This is a genomic window from Silvania sp., from assembly GCF_051656365.1.
Lineage (GTDB): Bacteria > Pseudomonadota > Gammaproteobacteria > Enterobacterales > Enterobacteriaceae > Enterobacter > Enterobacter hatchlandensis.
In genome coordinates this window covers 1-18,488 of sequence record NZ_JBOGBT010000005.1, presented here as the reverse complement: position 1 = coordinate 18,488, position 18,488 = coordinate 1, and the positions used below count along the sequence as shown (strand labels likewise).

General features: G+C 54.0%; 18 protein-coding genes. 9 read left to right on the top strand and 9 right to left on the bottom strand.

Features of this window, described 5'->3' with window-relative positions:
* From ACRDD5_RS00645 to ACRDD5_RS00625, 5 genes are all read right to left on the bottom strand, one after another.
* On the bottom strand, nucleotides 1–212 hold a 212-nt coding region (locus ACRDD5_RS00645), incomplete at its 3' end, for a S1 RNA-binding domain-containing protein (protein WP_438675590.1).
* 108 nt (nucleotides 213–320) lie between these two features.
* On the bottom strand, nucleotides 321–1,004 hold the full coding sequence (gene cmk, locus ACRDD5_RS00640) for a (d)CMP kinase (RefSeq protein ID WP_271282059.1): 684 nt from the start codon (nucleotides 1,002–1,004) through the stop codon (nucleotides 321–323).
* Nucleotides 1,005–1,187: 183 nt separating this feature from the next.
* Entirely contained in the window at nucleotides 1,188–2,471 is a 1,284-nt protein-coding gene (gene aroA / locus ACRDD5_RS00635; protein WP_438675589.1) for a 3-phosphoshikimate 1-carboxyvinyltransferase, read from the bottom strand.
* A 70-nt stretch (nucleotides 2,472–2,541) separates the two neighbouring features.
* Nucleotides 2,542–3,630, bottom strand: a complete 1,089-nt coding sequence (gene serC / locus ACRDD5_RS00630; RefSeq protein ID WP_438675588.1) for a 3-phosphoserine/phosphohydroxythreonine transaminase — start codon at nucleotides 3,628–3,630, stop codon at nucleotides 2,542–2,544.
* A 162-nt stretch (nucleotides 3,631–3,792) separates the two neighbouring features.
* Complete coding sequence (locus tag ACRDD5_RS00625; RefSeq protein ID WP_438675587.1) at nucleotides 3,793–4,485, bottom strand: DUF421 domain-containing protein; 693 nt, start codon at nucleotides 4,483–4,485, stop codon at nucleotides 3,793–3,795.
* A gap of 138 nt (nucleotides 4,486–4,623) precedes the next feature.
* On the opposite strand from ACRDD5_RS00625, the gene ycaO reads away from it, so the two are divergent.
* From ycaO to pflA, 4 genes are all read left to right on the top strand, one after another.
* Complete coding sequence (gene ycaO / locus ACRDD5_RS00620; protein WP_271282063.1) at nucleotides 4,624–6,384, top strand: 30S ribosomal protein S12 methylthiotransferase accessory factor YcaO; 1,761 nt, start codon at nucleotides 4,624–4,626, stop codon at nucleotides 6,382–6,384.
* Nucleotides 6,385–6,790: 406 nt separating this feature from the next.
* Nucleotides 6,791–7,648, top strand: coding sequence for a formate transporter FocA (gene focA / locus ACRDD5_RS00615; protein WP_271282064.1), 858 nt, complete (start codon nucleotides 6,791–6,793; stop codon nucleotides 7,646–7,648).
* Nucleotides 7,649–7,699: 51 nt separating this feature from the next.
* On the top strand, nucleotides 7,700–9,982 hold the full coding sequence (gene pflB, locus ACRDD5_RS00610) for a formate C-acetyltransferase (RefSeq protein ID WP_271282065.1): 2,283 nt from the start codon (nucleotides 7,700–7,702) through the stop codon (nucleotides 9,980–9,982).
* 203 nt (nucleotides 9,983–10,185) lie between these two features.
* Nucleotides 10,186–10,926, top strand: coding sequence for a pyruvate formate lyase 1-activating protein (gene pflA / locus ACRDD5_RS00605; RefSeq protein WP_438675586.1), 741 nt, complete (start codon nucleotides 10,186–10,188; stop codon nucleotides 10,924–10,926).
* Nucleotides 10,927–10,993: 67 nt separating this feature from the next.
* Here pflA and ACRDD5_RS00600 read toward each other — a convergent pair whose 3' ends face one another.
* Nucleotides 10,994–11,842 carry a MurR/RpiR family transcriptional regulator gene (locus ACRDD5_RS00600; RefSeq protein WP_438675585.1) on the bottom strand — a complete coding sequence of 283 codons (849 nt, stop codon included), beginning with the start codon at nucleotides 11,840–11,842 and terminating at the stop codon, nucleotides 10,994–10,996.
* 123 nt (nucleotides 11,843–11,965) lie between these two features.
* Between ACRDD5_RS00600 and ACRDD5_RS00595 the strand changes: the two genes are divergently transcribed.
* Genes ACRDD5_RS00595 through ACRDD5_RS00575 form a run of 5 tightly spaced genes read left to right on the top strand, consistent with a single transcriptional unit; the run spans nucleotide 11,966 to nucleotide 15,683 of the window.
* Nucleotides 11,966–12,241, top strand: a complete 276-nt coding sequence (locus ACRDD5_RS00595; RefSeq protein WP_438675584.1) for a PTS sugar transporter subunit IIB — start codon at nucleotides 11,966–11,968, stop codon at nucleotides 12,239–12,241.
* A gap of 17 nt (nucleotides 12,242–12,258) precedes the next feature.
* The gene (locus ACRDD5_RS00590; protein ID WP_438675583.1) at nucleotides 12,259–13,524 is read left to right on the top strand and encodes a PTS ascorbate transporter subunit IIC; all 1,266 of its coding nucleotides are present in this window, start codon (nucleotides 12,259–12,261) and stop codon (nucleotides 13,522–13,524) included.
* 12 nt (nucleotides 13,525–13,536) lie between these two features.
* Entirely contained in the window at nucleotides 13,537–14,334 is a 798-nt protein-coding gene (locus tag ACRDD5_RS00585; RefSeq protein WP_438675582.1) for a transketolase, read from the top strand.
* Nucleotides 14,334–15,251: a transketolase family protein gene (locus tag ACRDD5_RS00580; RefSeq protein ID WP_438675591.1), complete on the top strand. Its 918-nt coding sequence runs from the start codon at nucleotides 14,334–14,336 to the stop codon at nucleotides 15,249–15,251. The genes ACRDD5_RS00585 and ACRDD5_RS00580 overlap by 1 nt, the downstream gene beginning before the upstream one ends.
* On the top strand, nucleotides 15,252–15,683 hold the full coding sequence (locus ACRDD5_RS00575) for a PTS sugar transporter subunit IIA (RefSeq protein ID WP_438675581.1): 432 nt from the start codon (nucleotides 15,252–15,254) through the stop codon (nucleotides 15,681–15,683).
* A 48-nt stretch (nucleotides 15,684–15,731) separates the two neighbouring features.
* Here the strand turns inward: ACRDD5_RS00575 and ACRDD5_RS00570 are convergent, their stop codons facing one another.
* The 3 genes from ACRDD5_RS00570 to ACRDD5_RS00560 all read right to left on the bottom strand — a co-directional run.
* A complete protein-coding gene (locus ACRDD5_RS00570; protein WP_438675580.1) occupies nucleotides 15,732–16,880 on the bottom strand; it encodes an MFS transporter in 1,149 nt (382 codons plus the stop codon).
* 274 nt (nucleotides 16,881–17,154) lie between these two features.
* Nucleotides 17,155–18,018: a dimethyl sulfoxide reductase anchor subunit family protein gene (locus tag ACRDD5_RS00565; RefSeq protein WP_438675579.1), complete on the bottom strand. Its 864-nt coding sequence runs from the start codon at nucleotides 18,016–18,018 to the stop codon at nucleotides 17,155–17,157.
* Nucleotide 18,019: 1 nt separating this feature from the next.
* Nucleotides 18,020–18,488 (bottom strand): 4Fe-4S dicluster domain-containing protein (locus tag ACRDD5_RS00560; protein WP_438675578.1); only part of this gene is annotated, 469 nt, incomplete at its 5' end.

Genomic DNA, 18,488 nt, shown 5'->3' with positions numbered 1-18,488 from the left:
GCAACGTCAACTTCGTCACCAACCTGGATTTCCAGCTCGCCCTGGGCGTTTTTGAACTGCTCTGCCGGAATGGCAGACTCAGATTTCAGACCGGCGTCAACCAGTACGATATCTTTGTCGATAGCAACAACAACACCACGAACGATGGAACCCGGACGGGTTTCGATTGTTTTTAAGGATTCTTCAAATAGTTGAGCAAAAGATTCAGTCATGTTTAATCTTCAGGTTAATATAACGTCCACGCAGCTCCATGCCGGATGGGGTTGTTTCACATACCCGCCGACAATCCATTGCAGCGGGGTACTTCAAATCTGTCGCGGTTACGCGATTGCCAGTTTTTGGCGCGCGTATTGTAGCGCTTTTTCAATCACTTGCTCAATAGTTAAACTGGTAGAATCCAGAACTAATGCATCATCTGCAGGAACAAGCGGTGCAACGGCGCGATTACGGTCGCGATCGTCACGCTCTTTTATCTCGGACAAAAGACGTTCAAAGTTAACATCAAAGCCCTTTTCCTGCAACTGTAGCATGCGGCGTTGCGCACGCTCTTCCGAAGAGGCGTCAAGGAAGATTTTGACCGGCGCATCAGGAAAAACAACTGTCCCCATATCACGTCCGTCGGCGATCAGGCCTGGCGCATCGCGGAACGCACGCTGGCGGCGTAACAGCGCCTCGCGAACGCGCGGGAATGCGGCGACCTGCGAGGCCGCACTGGCCACGTCCTGGGTACGGATTTCACCGCTCACGTCTTCGCCTTCGAGGATCACTTCCAGATTGCCATTGGTGGAGACAAAGCGCACATCCAGATGGGCGGCCAGCGGCACCAGGGCCTCTTCCGACGCCACATCCACATGATGGTGCAACGCGGCCAGCGCCAGCACGCGATAGATTGCGCCTGAATCTAAAAGATGCCATTGCAATGCTTCCGCCATCGCTTTGCACAGCGTGCCTTTACCTGCACCACTCGGCCCGTCAATGGTAATTACCGGGGCAATTGCCGTCATCTTTTTCTCCTTAATATAGGCATACCGATGTATGAACGCCGCGCATTATACGCGCCTGGCCGCACAACTGTTACCTTTGCGTGCAAATTGCAGAATGATTGAAGCTGAGTGTAGAAGAAATGGCCGATGACAACGTCAGGAAGCGTAAGAAAATGCCGCATCGGGCGATGCGGCACAGGTTCATCAGGCAAGCGTACTGATGCGCGCCAGCTGTTCGAAATAGTCCGGGAAGGTTTTCGCGGTACATTTCGGATCGAGGATAGTGACCGGGGTATCCGACAACGCCACCAGCGAGAAGCACATCGCCATACGGTGATCGTTGTAGGTGCCGATTTCAGCAACCTGCAGTTGGGCAGGTGGCGTCACGCGAATGTAATCCTCGCCCTCTTCAACTTCTGCACCCACTTTACGCAGCTCCGTCGCCATCGCGAACAGGCGGTCGGTCTCCTTCACACGCCAGTTATAGATGTTGCGCAGGGTGGTGGTGCCTTTGGCAAACAGCGCCGCCGTGGCAATGGTCATTGCCGCATCCGGGATATGGTTCATGTCCATATCGATGGCATTCAGCTCACCGTGAGTACAGGAGATGAAGTCATCGCCCCAGGTGACAACCGCGCCCATCTTTTCCAGCACGTCGGCAAAACGAATATCGCCCTGCACGCTGTTGCGACCGATACCGGTCACTTTAACGGTGCCACCTTTAATAGCACCTGCCGCGAGGAAATAGGACGCCGATGAGGCATCGCCTTCTACCAGATAGTTGCCCGGCGTCTGATACTGCTGCGCACCGCGCACCACAAAACGCTGGTAATTCTGGTTTTCAACGTCGACGCCGAAGGTTTTCATCAGGTGCAGGGTGATATCGATATAAGGTTTTGATACCAGCTCACCTTTGATAGTAATGACCGTATCTTGCGGAGCCAGCGGCGCAGTCATTAACAGCGCGGTCAGGAACTGGCTGGAGACGCTACCGTCCACCGCCACGTCGCCACCGGTAAAGCCCCCACGCAGGCGCAGCGGCGGATAGTTTTCTTGTTCCAGATAATCGATCTGTGCGCCGCCCTGACGCAAAGCATCCACCAGATGGCCGATTGGACGCTCTTTCATGCGTGGCTCGCCGGTCAGGACGATATTATTGCTGCCCAGACACAGTGCCGCCGCCAGCGGGCGCATCGCCGTACCGGCATTACCGAGGAACAGCTCCAGCGCATCGGCTGACTGCAGCGCACCGGCATTGCCGGTCACTTCACAACGGGTCCGGTCGGCAGACAGCGTAAACTGAACGCCCAACGCTTTCAGCGCATTGAGCATATGGCGAACGTCATCGCTGTCCAGCAGATTGGTCAGGACAGTGGTGCCGTTTGCCAGCGCTGCCAGCAGCAAGGCGCGGTTCGAGACACTTTTTGAACCAGGCAGATTAATGGTGCCATCTACACGCGCAATAGGTTGTAACGTCAGGGATTCCATGAAGCTTAACTCTCAACTCAACATAATAAAAAACCCCGCAGCCAGGCTACGGGGGTGAATACTGGCGGGATTAACCGTGGCGACGTTCGAAGTCAGTCATGAAGGCGGTCAGGGCCTGTACGCCTTCGAGCGGCATCGCGTTATAAATAGAGGCACGCATGCCGCCCACAACGCGGTGGCCTTTCAGCGCATGCAGGCCAGCAGCAAACGACTCTTCAAGGAACAGCTTATCCAGATTGCTGTCTGCCAGCTGGAACGGCACGTTCATGCGCGAACGGTTAGCCTGAGCCACGTCGTTGCGATAGAAGTCGCTGGCGTCGATCACACCGTACAGCAGTTCCGCTTTCTGCTGATTGATCTTGTCCATCTGCGCCACACCACCGTTGTTACGCAGCCATTTAAAGACCAGACCTGAGAGATACCAGGCAAACGTCGGTGGGGTATTGAACATTGAATCGTTATCGTTCAGGACGCTGTAATCCAGAATCGACGGGCACGCCTTATGCGCTTTACCCAGCAGGTCTTCACGGACAATCACCAGCGTCAGGCCAGCGGGGCCGATATTTTTCTGCGCACCGGCGTAAATCACGCCGAATCGGCTGACATCGAGCGGGCCAGAGAGGATCGTCGAGGAGAAGTCGGCGGCTACCACCACGTCGTCGCCAAAGTCTGGCGTTTCGTGGATCGCAATACCGTCGATGGTTTCATTCGGGCAGTAGTGCAGATACGCTGCATCGCGGGACAGCTGCCACTCGCTCATTGGCTTCACGGCACGTAAACCATCAACCGTGGTTTTGGCGTCAATGACATTTGCGGTGCAGTATTTATGGGCTTCTTTCACTGCGCTTGCGGCCCAGTAACCGGCATCCACATAGTCTGCGGTGGTTTTGTCGCCAAGCAGGTTCAGCGGGAGTCCTGCGAACTGGCCGCGACCGCCGCCGTGGCAGAACAAAACTTTGTAGTTTGAGGGGATATTCAGCAGGAAACGAAAATCCTTTTCTGCCTCTTCCGCCACCTGAATAAACTCTTTACCACGGTGGCTGACTTCCATCACCGACGTGCCCAGACCGTTCCAGTCACACAGCTCCTGTTGAGCCTGTTTGAGCACTTCCGCCGGTAACATTGCCGGACCTGAACTAAAATTAAAGACCTGAGCCATTTCCCCTCACCACGCTAAAAGCCATAAGTTATAACTGTGGATATCGGTTTTATCATTCAGTCACACGCGCCGCAATGACTAAAACTGACGAGCGGTAAAATGTGCGCTGCTTCACACAACACATTCCACCGCGCATCGGTAACAAAACCGACATAATGGCTATCAGGTGATGCGTTTCGCCCGGCTGGCCTTCGTCCATTCCGGATGTTTGCAGCGCGGACATAAACGTTGTTCCCCGGCGGGCAGGGTCAGAATGTGGCTACAGCGGATGCAGGCATACTCCCCCTCATCCGGCACACGTATAAAGCGTTCAATACATTTGTCCGGCAAAATGCACAGCCCCGGCTTCACATCGTCGTCATGATAGTAATAGACGCTGATTTGCCCGTTAGTCTCCAGAATTGCCAGCCGCACCTGCCCCAGCTGTTCGACGCTGCTGATGCGAAGTTCCATAAAGAACTCGAACTCCGTCATATTGGCCCTGTTCAGCTCCTCCCAGGCAAGTTGCCCCTCTTTCACAATGACCACGGGTTTGCCTTCAAACAGATCTTCCAGCTTTTCGCTTTTCGACATCAGCCACATCACCAGCCGATACAGCAGACCGAGGGTGACGAACACAATCAGTACCGGGAGCATCGGCACGTCATCGTAAAAGGCGACGTCCCCGGCCGCCGAGCCCAGCGTCAGAATAATCAGCACCTCAAACAGCGACATCTGCCGAACGCCGCGACGGCCGGTGATTTTAAGGAACAGAAAGACTAAAACGAAGGTATACAGGCTGCGCAGCGCCACTTCCCATAAAAAGTCCGGTGGAACCTTGTCAAACGCCATTCGTTGCAAATCGAACGTTTTCATTTTTTTATGCCTTAACAGTAGGTTACTGTCAGTAAGCATAGTTCAGCCTTTTATTTTCGTTGAAACCGTCGGGAGGATAGCGCCTGTCATGCAAAACCCGTATCATTGCGCGCTTTCCGTACGATATAAGTGAATGCCATGACTCAAACGTTTATCCCCGGCAAAGACGCCGCCCTGGAAGATTCCATCGCTCGTTTCCAGCAAAAACTGACCGACCTGGGCTTTAACATCGAAGAAGCCTCCTGGCTCAACCCGGTCCCTCACGTCTGGTCGGTGCATATCCGCGATAAAGAGTGCGCGCTGTGCTTTACCAACGGTAAAGGCGCCACCAAAAAAGCGGCGCTGGCCTCTGCGCTGGGTGAGTATTTTGAACGTCTGTCCACCAACTATTTCTTTGCTGATTTCTGGCTGGGCGACACCGTGGCAAATGGCCCGTTTGTTCACTATCCGAATGAAAAATGGTTCCCGCTGACCGAAGATGACGAGCTGCCGGAAGGTATTCTCGACGATCGTCTGCGTGCATTTTACGATCTGGACAACCAGCTGACCGCCGGCATGCTGGTGGATCTGCAGTCAGGAAACGACGATCGGGGTATTTGCGCCCTGCCGTTTACCCGTCAGTCCGATGAGCAGACGGTGTATATCCCGATGAACATCATCGGTAACCTGTATGTCTCTAACGGCATGTCCGCAGGTAACACCCGCAACGAAGCGCGTGTTCAGGGCCTGTCTGAAGTCTTCGAACGCCACATCAAAAACCGCATTATCGCGGAATCCATCAGCCTGCCGGAAATCCCAGCCGACGTGCTGGCGCGTTACCCGGGCGTGGTGGAGTCCATTGCGAAGCTCGAAGCAGAAGGCTTCCCAATCTTTGCTTACGACGGCTCGTTGGGCGGCAACTATCCGGTTATCTGCGTCGTCCTGTTCAACCCGGCTAACGGCACCTGCTTCGCCTCGTTTGGCGCGCACCCGGACTTTGGCGTGGCGCTGGAACGTACCGTTACCGAGCTGCTGCAGGGCCGCAGCCTGAAAGATCTCGACGTCTTTACCCCGCCGACCTTCGATGACGAAGAAGTGGGTGAGCATGCCAACCTGGAAACTCACTTCATCGACTCCAGCGGTTCCATCTCCTGGGATATGTTCAAGCAGGACGCGGATTATCCGTTTGTTGACTGGAGCTTCGCGGGCACTACAGAAGAAGAGTTCGCGACGCTGATGGCGATCTTCGCGGCAGAAGATCAGGAAGTGTACATCGCCGATTACGAACATCTGAGCGTGTACGCGTGCCGTATTCTGGTGCCGGGCATGTCCGACATCTATCCGGTTGAAGATCTGTGGCTGGCCAACAACAGCATGGGCAGCCATCTGCGCGAAACGCTGCTGGCCCTGCCGGCGAGCAGCTGGGAGAAAGAGGACTACCTGAACCTGATCACCCAGCTGGACGATGAAGGCCACGACGACTTTACCCGCGTGCGCGAGCTGCTGGGTCTGGCAACGGGCAAAGATAACGGCTGGTACACCCTGCGCATTGGCGAGCTGAAGGCGATGCTGGCGCTGGCGGGTGGCGATCTGGAACAGGCGCTGATCTGGACCGAGTGGACCATCGAATTTAACGCCTCTATCTTCAGTGCAGAACGCGCTAACTACTACCGCTGCCTGCAGACGCTGCTGTTACTGGCGCAGGAAGAAGATCGTCAGCCGCTGCAGTATCTCAACGCGTTTGTGCGTATGTACGGTGCAGAAGCGGTAGACACCGCCAGCGCGGCCCTGAGCGGCGAAGCGCCTTTCCACGGCCTGCAGGCTGTGGATAGCGATCTTAAGGCCTTCCCTGCTCATCAGTCACTGCTGAAAGCCTATGAGAAATTGCAGAAAGCGAAAAGCGCTTACTGGGCAAAATAGCGGCGATTAGCATTACAAACTGTAGGCTTATACAATCACCTACGTTATATTACGGGGCAATTTAATTGCCCCGTTTTTTTATTTCTTGGGCAATAAAACTCAAATGTAATAATAAAGTTAAACAAGCGTAACTATAATAATCGCGACCTGAGGCTTATTGTTACTTTTTATGTTAAATACTCCATTATAATTAACTGCCATGGAGGGAGTCGGGAGAAAAAAATCAAATCATTTTGTAACTTTTAAAATTTATTTTTATAAGGATAATCAAATACTTACCCTGCTCCTGCTGGAAAACCACGCACTTTGCGGGCCTATAAGCCAGGCGAGATATGATCTACATCAATTTCTCTTCTATAATGCTTTGTTAGTATCTCGTCGCCGACTTAATAAAGAGAGAGTTAGTGTGAAAGCTGACAACCCTTTTGATCTTTTACTCCCAGCTGCAATGGCCAAAGTGGCCGAAGAAGCGGGTGTCTATAAAGCTACGAAACAACCGCTGACGACGTTCTTCCTGGCGATCACCGCCGGTGTGTTCATCTCCATTGCGTTTGTGTTCTACATCACCGCCACCACCGGGACTGCCGGGATGCCCTTCGGCATCGCTAAGCTGATTGGCGGCATCTGTTTCTCGCTGGGTTTGATTTTGTGCGTTATTTGCGGCGCCGATCTCTTTACCTCGACGGTGCTTATCGTGGTGGCGAAAGCCAGCGGTAGGATTACCTGGGGCCAACTGGCAAAAAACTGGCTCAACGTTTACGTTGGAAACCTGATTGGCTGCCTGCTGTTTGTTCTGCTGATGTGGTTGTCGGGTGAATACATGACCGCCAACGGCGCCTGGGGATTGAACGTCCTGCAAACCGCTGACCATAAAGTACACCATACCTTTATTGAAGCCGTCGCGCTGGGTATCCTCGCAAACCTGATGGTCTGCCTGGCCGTCTGGATGAGCTATTCCGGACGCAGCCTGATGGACAAAGCTATGATTATGGTTCTGCCTGTCGCCATGTTCGTTGCCAGCGGCTTTGAGCACAGTATCGCTAACATGTTTATGATTCCTTTCGGTATCGTAATCCGCGACTTCGCTAGCCCGGAGTTCTGGACCGCAGTTGGTTCCAGCCCGGAAAATTTCTCTCACTTAACCGTTATGAACTTCATCACTGATAATCTGATCCCTGTCACAATCGGGAACATTATCGGCGGGGGTCTGCTGGTTGGGTTGACATACTGGGTCATTTACCTGCGTGGCGATAACCATCATTAATGGTTATCTCAGGCAGTAAATAAAAAATCCACTTAAGAAGGTAGGTATCACATGTCCGAGCTTAATGAAAAGTTAGCCACAGCCTGGGAAGGTTTTGCCAAAGGTGATTGGCAGAACGAAGTCAACGTCCGTGACTTTATCCAGAAAAACTACACTCCATATGAAGGTGACGAATCCTTCCTGGCCGGTGCAACCGACGCAACCACCACTCTGTGGGACAGCGTTATGGAAGGCGTTAAACAGGAAAACCGCACTCACGCGCCTGTTGATTTCGACACCTCCATTGCCTCTACCATCACTTCTCACGACGCGGGTTATATCCAGAAGTCTCTCGAGAAGATCGTTGGTCTGCAGACTGAAGCGCCACTGAAACGCGCCATTATTCCGTTCGGTGGCATCAAAATGGTTGAAGGTTCGTGCAAAGCGTACGATCGCGAACTGGACCCAATGCTGAAAAAAATCTTCAGCGAATACCGCAAAACGCACAACCAGGGCGTGTTTGATGTTTACACCAAAGACATCCTGAACTGCCGTAAATCTGGCGTGCTGACCGGCCTGCCGGATGCGTATGGCCGTGGCCGTATCATCGGTGACTACCGTCGCGTTGCGCTGTACGGTATCGACTTCCTGATGAAAGACAAATACGCACAGTTCCTGTCTCTGCAGTCTGACATGGAAAATGGCGTAAACCTGGAAGCGACCATCCGTCTGCGCGAAGAGATCTCCGAGCAGTACCGTGCCCTGGGTCAGATCAAAGAAATGGCGGCTAAATACGGCTGTGATATCTCTGCTCCAGCGACTAACGCACAGGAAGCTATTCAGTGGACCTACTTCGGCTACCTGGCCGCTGTTAAGTCTCAGAACGGCGCAGCAATGTCCTTCGGTCGCGTATCCACCTTCCTGGATGCATACATCGAACGTGACCTGAAAGCTGGCAAAATCACCGAAACCGACGCACAGGAAATGATTGACCACCTGGTCATGAAACTGCGTATGGTTCGCTTCCTGCGTACCCCAGAATACGATGAGCTGTTCTCTGGTGACCCAATCTGGGCAACAGAATCTATCGCCGGTATGGGTGTAGATGGCCGTACTCTGGTGACCAAAAGCAGCTTCCGTTTCCTGAACACCCTGTACACCATGGGGCCGTCTCCGGAGCCGAACATCACCATTCTGTGGTCTGAAAAACTGCCACTGAACTTCAAAAAATATGCCGCTAAAGTGTCCATCGATACCTCTTCTCTGCAGTACGAGAATGATGATCTGATGCGTCCTGACTTCAACAACGATGATTACGCTATCGCTTGCTGCGTAAGCCCAATGATTGTTGGTAAGCAAATGCAGTTCTTCGGTGCTCGCGCTAACCTCGCGAAAACCATGCTGTACGCAATCAACGGCGGCGTTGATGAAAAACTGAAAATCCAGGTTGGTCCTAAATCTGAACCAATCAAAGCTGACGTTCTGGACTTCAACGAAGTAATGGATCGTCTGGATCACTTCATGGACTGGCTGGCTAAACAGTACGTCACCGCACTGAACGTCATCCACTACATGCACGACAAGTACAGCTACGAAGCTTCTCTGATGGCTCTGCACGACCGTGACGTGGTTCGCACCATGGCATGTGGTATCGCAGGTCTGTCTGTTGCCGCTGACTCCCTGTCTGCAATCAAATATGCGAAAGTTAAACCGATTCGTGACGAAGACGGTCTGGCTATCGACTTCGAAATCGAAGGCGAATACCCGCAGTTTGGTAACAACGACTCTCGCGTTGATGACATGGCAGTTGACCTGGTTGAACGTTTCATGAAGAAAATTCAGAAACTGACCACCTACCGTGACGCTATCCCGACTCAGTCTGTTCTGACCATCACCTCTAACGTTGTGTATGGTAAGAAAACCGGTAACACCCCAGACGGTCGTCGTGCTGGCGCGCCATTCGGACCAGGTGCTAACCCAATGCACGGCCGTGACCAGAAAGGTGCTGTTGCCTCTCTGACCTCCGTTGCTAAACTGCCGTTTGCCTACGCCAAAGATGGTATCTCTTATACCTTCTCTATCGTGCCAAACGCGCTGGGTAAAGACGACGAAGTGCGTAAAACCAACCTCGCGGGTCTGATGGACGGTTACTTCCATCACGAGGCGTCCATCGAAGGTGGTCAGCACCTGAACGTGAACGTCATGAACCGTGAAATGCTGCTCGACGCGATGGAACATCCGGAAAAATATCCGCAGCTGACCATCCGTGTATCTGGCTACGCAGTACGCTTCAACTCGCTGACGAAAGAACAGCAGAAAGACGTTATTACCCGTACTTTCACTCAGTCCATGTAATTGGATTTGACTGAAATCACGCAGTAAAAAGCGTACAATAAAGGCTCCACACAAGTGGGGCCTTTTTAACACCCCCCGCCCCACAGTCTCTTTTGTCCGCTATCTATACTGAATGGATAACAGCCAAAACAGACTCGACACAGCCGTTTGAGTTGTGCACATAAACAGGCCCCGGACGGGCCGAATCTGGAGATATCACCGCAATGTCAACTATTGGTCGCATTCACTCCTTTGAGTCCTGTGGCACCGTCGATGGCCCAGGCATCCGCTTTATTACCTTCTTCCAGGGCTGCCTGATGCGCTGCCTGTACTGCCATAACCGCGATACCTGGGATACCCACGGCGGCAAAGAGGTCACCGTTGAAGAGTTGATGAAAGAGGTGGTGACCTACCGCCACTTTATGAACGCTTCCGGCGGCGGTGTAACCGCATCGGGCGGCGAAGCAATCCTGCAGGCCGAATTTGTGCGTGACTGGTTCCGCGCCTGCCGTAAAGAGAGCATCCATACCTGCCTGGACACCAACGGTTTTGTCCGTCGCTACGATCCGGTCATTGATGAGCTGCTGGAAGTGACCGATCTGGTCATGCTGGATCTCAAGCAGATGAACGACGAAATCCACCAGAATCTGGTGGGCGTGTCGAACCACCGCACCCTTGAGTTCGCGAAGTATATTTCCGGAAAAGGCATCAAAACCTGGATCCGCTACGTTGTCGTACCGGGCTGGTCAGACGATGACGACTCCGCGCACCGCCTGGGCGAGTTCACCCGCGATATGGGCAACGTTGAAAAAATCGAGCTGCTGCCGTATCACGAGCTGGGCAAACACAAGTGGGTAGCGATGGGCGAAGAGTACAAGCTCGATGGCGTGAAGCCGCCGAAGAAAGAGACCATGGAACGCGTCAAGGGCATTCTTGAGCAGTACGGTCACAAAGTGATGTATTGATACTGACAGCCTCTCACGAGGCTGTTTTTTTATCCCTCATCTTCCATCGCATCAAGCGGTTCAGCCCCTACGACATGAAGTATTCAGACAGCTTATTCGCCACGCTCTCAATCGAGAAAATGCTTTTCTGTTGCGATTTCCGACAGGCCGCGTAACGCTCATCCTGCTCTTCAAGCGCCAGCAACAGACGGTCGGCGACCATCATCGATCCCGCCACTTCGGCAAAGCCAAACTCACCTTCCCCTTTCAGCGCAACCGCAGCCTGAAGATTTCTGTCGCACAGACGGCCCAGCGGCGTGAAAGTGCCACGGGTAATCGACAGGATCTCAACTCCCTGCCGCTTTGCCTGCACCAGCATCTGCAAAAGATCGGCGGACACCTGTTCGGTATGCACCACAATAATGCCGGTTTTTCGATCGGTACCGCTCAGCGGCGTGGTGGCGGGATAGAAACGATCGATGAAACTTGCCACTTTACCCATACGCAGCAGGTTCATCTGTAAAAACAGAGCAACAGGCACCGCGGTCCCGACGGCATACAGTGCAACCTGATCGAGCTGATTGAGCCAGCCAGCTGCGCTCTGTAGCTCTTTGCTGTCAATGATGGCATTGCTGTCGCGGATACTGGAGATCACCGCCGACACTTCCTCCTGGCTGTCAGCATCAGGCCGTGCAGCCCCCTGCTCCATCGCCAGCGCCGTGCGAAAGTCTGAAAAACCTTTAAACCCAAACGCCCGGCAAAAACGCGTGATGCTCCCTTCACTGGTTTCGATGGAATCTGCCAACTCGGAAATGGTATGCCGCATCACATAATCAGGATTTTCAGTGACGAAATGGCCCACCCGCGCCAGTATCGGACTGAGGCCGGAAGAACTGTTTCTAATATTTATCAGTAAGTTAACATCAGAATGACTCATTTTTAGCCTTTTTGCACAAACTGCAAGCAACATCACATCATTTCCTGCCCCGTGAAGATAATAATTATTTTAAGCAACCATTGAAATAAAAATAATTATTTTTACATAACAGGAGAACACCCTATGAAAGGTCTTATCGTCTGTCGTACCGGTATGGGCAGCTCATTGATGCTCAAAATCAAAGCCCAAAAAATCATCGATAAACACGGCTGGGACATTGAACTTGAGCATGACGTTCTTTCTGGCCTCAACACCTGGCGAGACATCGATTTTGTTCTGACCATGCGTGACCTCACCGACGAAATTGAAGCTGCGGGGTTTAAGGCCATCGGCATCACCGATCTGATGAACAGTGATGAAATGGAAGCCGCGCTGACAAGCGTCGTTCAACCACTTTAATTCCTCACGGAGGAAATATGGAACTCCTCAGGTTTATTGTATTCGACATTCTCGGTGTAACCCCACTTTTAGTTGGTTTTATTGCATTGATCGGCTTGCTGGTCCAACGTAAGCCAATCGAAAAAGTGCTCTCTGGTACCTTTAAAACCATCGTCGGATTTCTGGTTTTCGCCGGAGGTGCGGGGCTTGCCGTCACTTCGCTAGGCAACTTTCAGACGCTGTTCAGTCAGGGATTTGGTCTTAAGGGGGTGATGCCGCTGGCAGAAGCGCTGACCGGTCTCGCGCAAACCAAATTCGCCATGTGCGTGTCGCTGATTATGGTCATCGGATTTGGCTGGAACCTGCTGTTTGCGCGGATCACACCGTTCAAATATATCTTCCTGACCGGGCAGCATAACCTCTATCTCTCTGCCCTGTTGACCGTCACGTTAAAAGCCCTGGGCTACAGCGACGCCATCACCATTATTACCGGGTCAATCTTATTAGGGCTGGCTGCCTGCATCTATCCGGCGATCGCTCAGCCCTGGATGCGCAAGATAACCGGCAACGATGAAATTGCGATGGGGCATTATGTGACACTTGCCTATGCTGCATCCGGGTGGATTGGCTCTAAGGTCGGCAACCCTAAAGATTCCACCGAGAAACTGAATCTTCCCGGCTGGCTTGGGATCTTTAAGGACTACATTGTCTCGGTATCAATTTCTGTCAGCATCTTTTACTACATCGCGGCGCTCGCCGCAGGTAAAACAGCAGTGACCGCCGCAGCCGGTGGTATGCACTGGCTGGTCTATCCGCTGTTCCAGTCGCTGACGTTCACGGCGTCGCTCTACATCATCATTACCGGCGTGCGCCTGCTGCTCTCAGAAATTGTCCCGGCTTTTCTCGGTATCTCAGAGCGTTTCATCCCTAATGCCAAACCCGCGCTCGACTGCCCGGTGGTCTTCCCCTATGCCCCGACGGCAACCGTTCTCGGATTTATCTCGTCCTTTATTGGCGGCCTGGTGGTGATGGGCGTACTGGCGATGATTGGCCAGACGGTCATTATCCCCGTGGCTATCCCCTACTTCTTTATTGGTGCCACCGCGGCAGTGTTCGGTAACGCCTCCGGCGGCTGGAAAGGGGCCATCGCGGGCAGCTTTGTCACCGGTATTTTGATTGGCATTGGCCCGGCACTTATCTATCCGATCATGGAGTCTGTCGGCCTCTCAGGCACCAGTTTTCCGGAAACAGACTTTGTTGCCCTTGGTCTCGTTGTCTATTACATCGGCAAAATGCTGCCGTAATCAGGAGTGGTTATGACTATTGATCAACTTAAAGAGCATGCGCTGGCGGCACGACGCGATATCGTCAGCATGATTTATGAATCAGGTATCGGACATCCGGGTGGCGCGCTCTCCATCGTGGAGATCCTGACCTGGCTTTATCACCGTGAAATCGATCTCAATGCCTCCCCTCGTGCACGAGTGGTGATGAGCAAAGGCCACGCCGTAGCGGCGCAATATGCCCTGTTGTATCAGTTGGGGAAAATTAAACGTGAGGAGTTCGCCACTTTTCGCCAGATAGATTCACGTCTGCAAGGCCATCCCAGCATCAAGTCGCTGCCGGAAGTCGATGCGACGACCGGTTTGCTTGGACAAGGATTATCTGTCGCCCTGGGCATGGCAGCGGCGAAGAAACTCGCGGGAGATCCCCATCGTGTCTTTGCCATTCTCGGCGATGGTGAACTGCATGAAGGGCAAATCTGGGAATCACTGCAACAGGCGAGTCATATGCAAATGGACAATCTGGTGGCGATTGTCGACTACAACGGTTTCTCCTCACACGACCCGGTCAACAGCGTGATCAACCTTGAGCCGCTGGCAGACAAGATACGTTGCTTTGGCTGGCACGTGCTTGAACTCCACAACGGTAACGATATGCACCAGGTGGCGGACACGCTGATGCTTTCGCGCCATCTCAAAGGAAAACCCGTCGCAATTGTCGCCCATACCACCAAAGGGTGCGGCGTCAGCTACATGGAGAACAACGGCGACTGGCATTCCAAAACCCCGACCACTGAACAGTACCAGCAGGCAATGGAGGAACTGCAATGATGAAAGCACCGCGTGATGAAATCGGCCATGCGCTGATAAGCCTCAAACATAAAGGCTATCCTGTTGTGGTCATCGACAGCGATCTGGCGAGCTCAACCCGAACCGATCAGTTTCAGGCCGAATTTCCGGAAGCTTTTTTTGAGATGGGTATTGCTGAAGGTTCGGCAATGAGCTTTGCCGTCGGCCAGGCACTGGAAGGCAATATCGCGTTCTACGTCAATTTCGCGATGTTCGTCACCGGCACGGCCTGGACGCAGCTGCGGCAGGCCTGTTACGCCAAAGCGAATATCAAACTGGTCGGCAGCCATCCAGGCATGGATGACGGCCCCGATGGCGCATCGCACCATGCCCTGGAAGATCTGGCGTTAACCCGTGTATTGCCAGGTATCACCATTCTCACACCGGCAGATGCCGAAGAAGTGGAAGCGGCCTTTGAACAGGCGGCCAACATCAGGGGGCCAGTCTACATCCGCGTCGCCCGCGAACCGATGCCCGTCAGGGACAAATCGCTGGTTCCCCGGGTCACGGATATCGCCGCCGTGCGCGACAGCGGCAATGATTTTGCCATTTTTTACGAAGGTACCGTGCTGGAACAGGCCAGCCTGGGTTATGAACAACTGCAGGCCAGCGGGCGACGTGGCAAGCTTGTGCATGTTGCCTGCCTCAAGCCTTTCAACCACGCCGCTTTTTTACAGCTCGTCAGCGAATGCTCGCTTATCGCAACGCTTGAGAATCACACTATTAACGGCGGGCTGGGTGGACAAATTGCGGAGGCCATTGCCGAAGCCGGGATCGGCGCAAAGCTCATCCGTCTTGGTACCCGGGACACCTTCACCGAATCAGGTAACAGTCGGCAACTGAAGGCAAAATATGGCATCAGCGGAGAAGCGTTGTTCAAAGCGTTAAGCGAGGCGTAAATGACATCCTTTGCCTTTAGCGGCGTGCAATTTGCGAAGACCTGCCCGAACTGGCAACAGGCTGTACGTCTGGCCTGTCAGCCTCTGGAGGAACAACACCTGATTAGTCAGGGGTATGCGCAGGCTATCATAACGTCAACGGAAGAAAGTGGCCCCTGGTACATCCTCACGCCGGGATTTGCTATGCCGCATGCGCGGCCAGAGGAAGGTGTGCTATGTCAGGAAACACACCTGTCATTGTTACGCATCCGCGATAGCGTGATGTTTGAAGGTCATGATCCGGTGGGCTTGCTTATCGTTCTGGCGGCTGGCAATGGGGCGGATCATCTGGCGACAATCCAACAACTGACGCAGTGGCTTGATGAGGAGCAACGTCTGGAGAGGCTGCTGGCCGTAAACAGCGAAGCCGCATTACTGCACGCCATTCATTAGGGAAAACTTAAGGGAACTTCCGGCCTGAAACTCAGGCCGGATTTTTCGTCAGGCGTGTGCTACCGGCGTTGGATGATGCCCGGCTTTACGCAGCAGCATTAACAGGTAGACAAACGACACGCTGGCAATCATGACAAACAGCAGATTGTCGGAATAGTTCTGCATCAGCATCGCCGTCAGCGTCGGCCCCAGCAGACTGCCGATGGTATAGCTCAATAGCAGAGCCTGGTTCATCGCCACCAGCTGATGCTGTTCGACTTTTTCGCAGGCCCAGGCCATCGCCACCGGATAAAGCGTAAAGCCCGCCGCCCCGAGGATAAACAGCGCGGGCGCCATTGACGCGTTACCGAGCATCGCCATACAGCCCATGATCACCACAAACACCTGAACACGTAGTACCAGCAGGCGGCCAAACTTGTCAGCAAGACGGCCAATCGGCCATTGCCCGACGATCCCGGCGCTGACCATCACCGCCATCCAGAAGCCAATCCCGGCATCGCTGACACCCTGGTGGTTGAGATAGAGCGGCATCAGGCCGTACAGTGAACCGAGCACAATCCCGGAAATAATGCAGCCGTTTACGCCCAGACGGGCCTGACGCAGGCGGAACATCGGCCAGACGCGGGCCGGTTCCTGATGCGCATCCTGCTGATGCAGAATGCGGGTGAACAGCAGCGGCAGGATCGCAGCCAACACCAGACCGGTCACCCACGGCAGCACGCTCATCAGGTCAGTAGGCAGTTTGCTGACCATCACCTGACCCAGTACGGTACCCACGTAATACACCATCATATAGGCGGCCAACAGGCGTCCGCGATTACGCGACGTCCCACTGCACATCAGGGCGCTCTCAACGACTACCCAGATCATTGCGCAGCCGACCCCGGCCACAAAGCGCATGCTCATCCAGCTCCAGAAGCCCATCATCAGCCCCAGCCCAACACAGCCGACGGCGAAAATCAGCGACGCCAGGTAATAGCAGCGGTTAAAGCCCAGGCGCTTGATCATCTTGCCGGCGATCACCGTGCCCAGCAGGTTACCGGTAAAATAGGACGAGCCAATCATGCCAACCTGCCAGGTAGGCATGTTTTCATGGGCGAGCCAAAGCGGAACGAGGGTGTTTAACACCGCGATCGCCAGGGTCAGCAAAAGCAAGCCACAGAGCAACAGCTGCACCGGGCGGGAATAGGTAGACATGGATTAAAAACCGTGAGGATGTTCAGATTTCGTGCGCATCATGCCACTGGCAAAAACAAAGTCAATCCATCCACTTAGGCCGCTCGCACGATTTGCAGGCTATCGATTTGAAAAACTTATCCTGCTTCGCTTACCGGCACGGCGAACATTTATTATCTGATTGTTTTTGTTTAAATAAAATTAAATCAGTGCCAGATGTTCAGTTGAAAAATTTCATGATCGGTAAAAGAAAAGCCGGGCACGTTGTCCCGGCTGGTTATAACTCAATGCTCGCTTAGTTGGCCACGGCCACACCCACCGTCATATGCAGCCCGTAAAAGACGCCGCGACCGATCAGTTCGCCCGCCAGCACCAGGATGAACGCCAGCGACAGCAGCGGCAACGCCGGGCGATCGCCCTTCAGCTGCGGCACAACCCAGCATGCCAGCGCAGCCACCAGCAACACCATGCGCCAGGCCATTAACGAACCGTAATCCGGCACCAGCGCGGACGCTTGCTGGAGAGAGCTGGAAATCGTCGCCAGCTCCGCCCCCTGCATCAGCGCAACCACCACGCTAGCGGTCAACGCCAGCAGCATCACTACGGGCAGTAGACGCATCGCCCAGCCCTCAACGCCCGCCACGCGCAGCAGCAGATAGCCGAGCAGTGGCCCGCCAATAAACATGGTCAGGAAGAAGCTCAGCGGCGTCCAGATGCTGTACCAGGTCGGCACGGTGTCGATAGTGTTATAGACCCGCACCATCATCCAGACGAAGACAACGCCCAGCACCATCGTGACTATCAGCCACAGAGCACGTAAACCCGTAGGCAGTTTTCCGACGATTGCCAGCAGCCAGCCCAGCCCACCAACGGCGAAGAACAACGCCCCGCTGGCAATTTCATTGCTGAGCGCGGACGCACCAACCCGATTAAGCGAGTTAAAGGCGCGCAGCGGCGAGCCGAGGTGCAGCGTGGAGGCGACAAAGCCCACCCCCATCAGCCCCCACAGCACCAGCATATTCATCAGCAGGCGCTGCTGCTTATAGCGCGACAGTTCCCCTTTGAACAGTGCGAAGGCGAGCACGATAAAGCCCCCCACGACGCACTGCCCAAAGACCGTGAAAATCATCAACGGCCATTCATGCCATCCACTTCCCATCTCACACCTCCTTTGGATTGGCCAGATAGCCGGTGGTATCACCCGTCGGACGGCTGTTGGCATTGGGTTTAATCACGATACTCGGCTTCGTGAAGTGCGCCGACGGCAGCGGGGCCACGGCGGCGAGCTGACCGTGCTTCTTGCGCAGCTCGTCAATCGGGCCGAAGTCCAGCGCCCGCAGCGGGCAGGACTCGACGCAAATCGGCTTGTTGCCCTCTGCCACCCGGTCGTGACAGCCATCGCACTTGGTCATATGGCCTTTGGCAGAGTTGTACTGCGGCGCGCCGTACGGGCAGGCCATGTGGCAGTAACGACAGCCGATACAGACCTCTTCGTTTACCACCACAAAACCGTCGTCACGTTTGTGCATCGCCCCGCTGGGGCAGACTTTGGTGCAGGCCGGATCTTCGCAGTGGTTGCAGGCAATCGACAGGTAATAGGCAAAGACGTTCTGGTGCCAGACGCCGTTA

What these genes read in the sequence shown, in the direction of transcription:
- cmk (WP_271282059.1), bottom strand. Translation starts at nt 1,004, where the DNA reads ATGACGGCAATTGCCCCGGTAATTACCATTGACGGGCCGAGTGGTGCA.
- aroA (WP_438675589.1), bottom strand. Translation starts at nt 2,471, where the DNA reads ATGGAATCCCTGACGTTACAACCTATTGCGCGTGTAGATGGCACCATT.
- serC (WP_438675588.1), bottom strand. Translation starts at nt 3,630, where the DNA reads ATGGCTCAGGTCTTTAATTTTAGTTCAGGTCCGGCAATGTTACCGGCG.
- ACRDD5_RS00625 (WP_438675587.1), bottom strand. Translation starts at nt 4,485, where the DNA reads ATGAAAACGTTCGATTTGCAACGAATGGCGTTTGACAAGGTTCCACCG.
- ycaO (WP_271282063.1), top strand. Translation starts at nt 4,624, where the DNA reads ATGACTCAAACGTTTATCCCCGGCAAAGACGCCGCCCTGGAAGATTCC.
- pflB (WP_271282065.1), top strand. Translation starts at nt 7,700, where the DNA reads ATGTCCGAGCTTAATGAAAAGTTAGCCACAGCCTGGGAAGGTTTTGCC.
- pflA (WP_438675586.1), top strand. Translation starts at nt 10,186, where the DNA reads ATGTCAACTATTGGTCGCATTCACTCCTTTGAGTCCTGTGGCACCGTC.
- ACRDD5_RS00600 (WP_438675585.1), bottom strand. Translation starts at nt 11,842, where the DNA reads ATGAGTCATTCTGATGTTAACTTACTGATAAATATTAGAAACAGTTCT.
- ACRDD5_RS00595 (WP_438675584.1), top strand. Translation starts at nt 11,966, where the DNA reads ATGAAAGGTCTTATCGTCTGTCGTACCGGTATGGGCAGCTCATTGATG.
- ACRDD5_RS00590 (WP_438675583.1), top strand. Translation starts at nt 12,259, where the DNA reads ATGGAACTCCTCAGGTTTATTGTATTCGACATTCTCGGTGTAACCCCA.
- ACRDD5_RS00585 (WP_438675582.1), top strand. Translation starts at nt 13,537, where the DNA reads ATGACTATTGATCAACTTAAAGAGCATGCGCTGGCGGCACGACGCGAT.
- ACRDD5_RS00580 (WP_438675591.1), top strand. Translation starts at nt 14,334, where the DNA reads ATGAAAGCACCGCGTGATGAAATCGGCCATGCGCTGATAAGCCTCAAA.
- ACRDD5_RS00575 (WP_438675581.1), top strand. Translation starts at nt 15,252, where the DNA reads ATGACATCCTTTGCCTTTAGCGGCGTGCAATTTGCGAAGACCTGCCCG.
- ACRDD5_RS00570 (WP_438675580.1), bottom strand. Translation starts at nt 16,880, where the DNA reads ATGTCTACCTATTCCCGCCCGGTGCAGCTGTTGCTCTGTGGCTTGCTT.
- ACRDD5_RS00565 (WP_438675579.1), bottom strand. Translation starts at nt 18,018, where the DNA reads ATGGGAAGTGGATGGCATGAATGGCCGTTGATGATTTTCACGGTCTTT.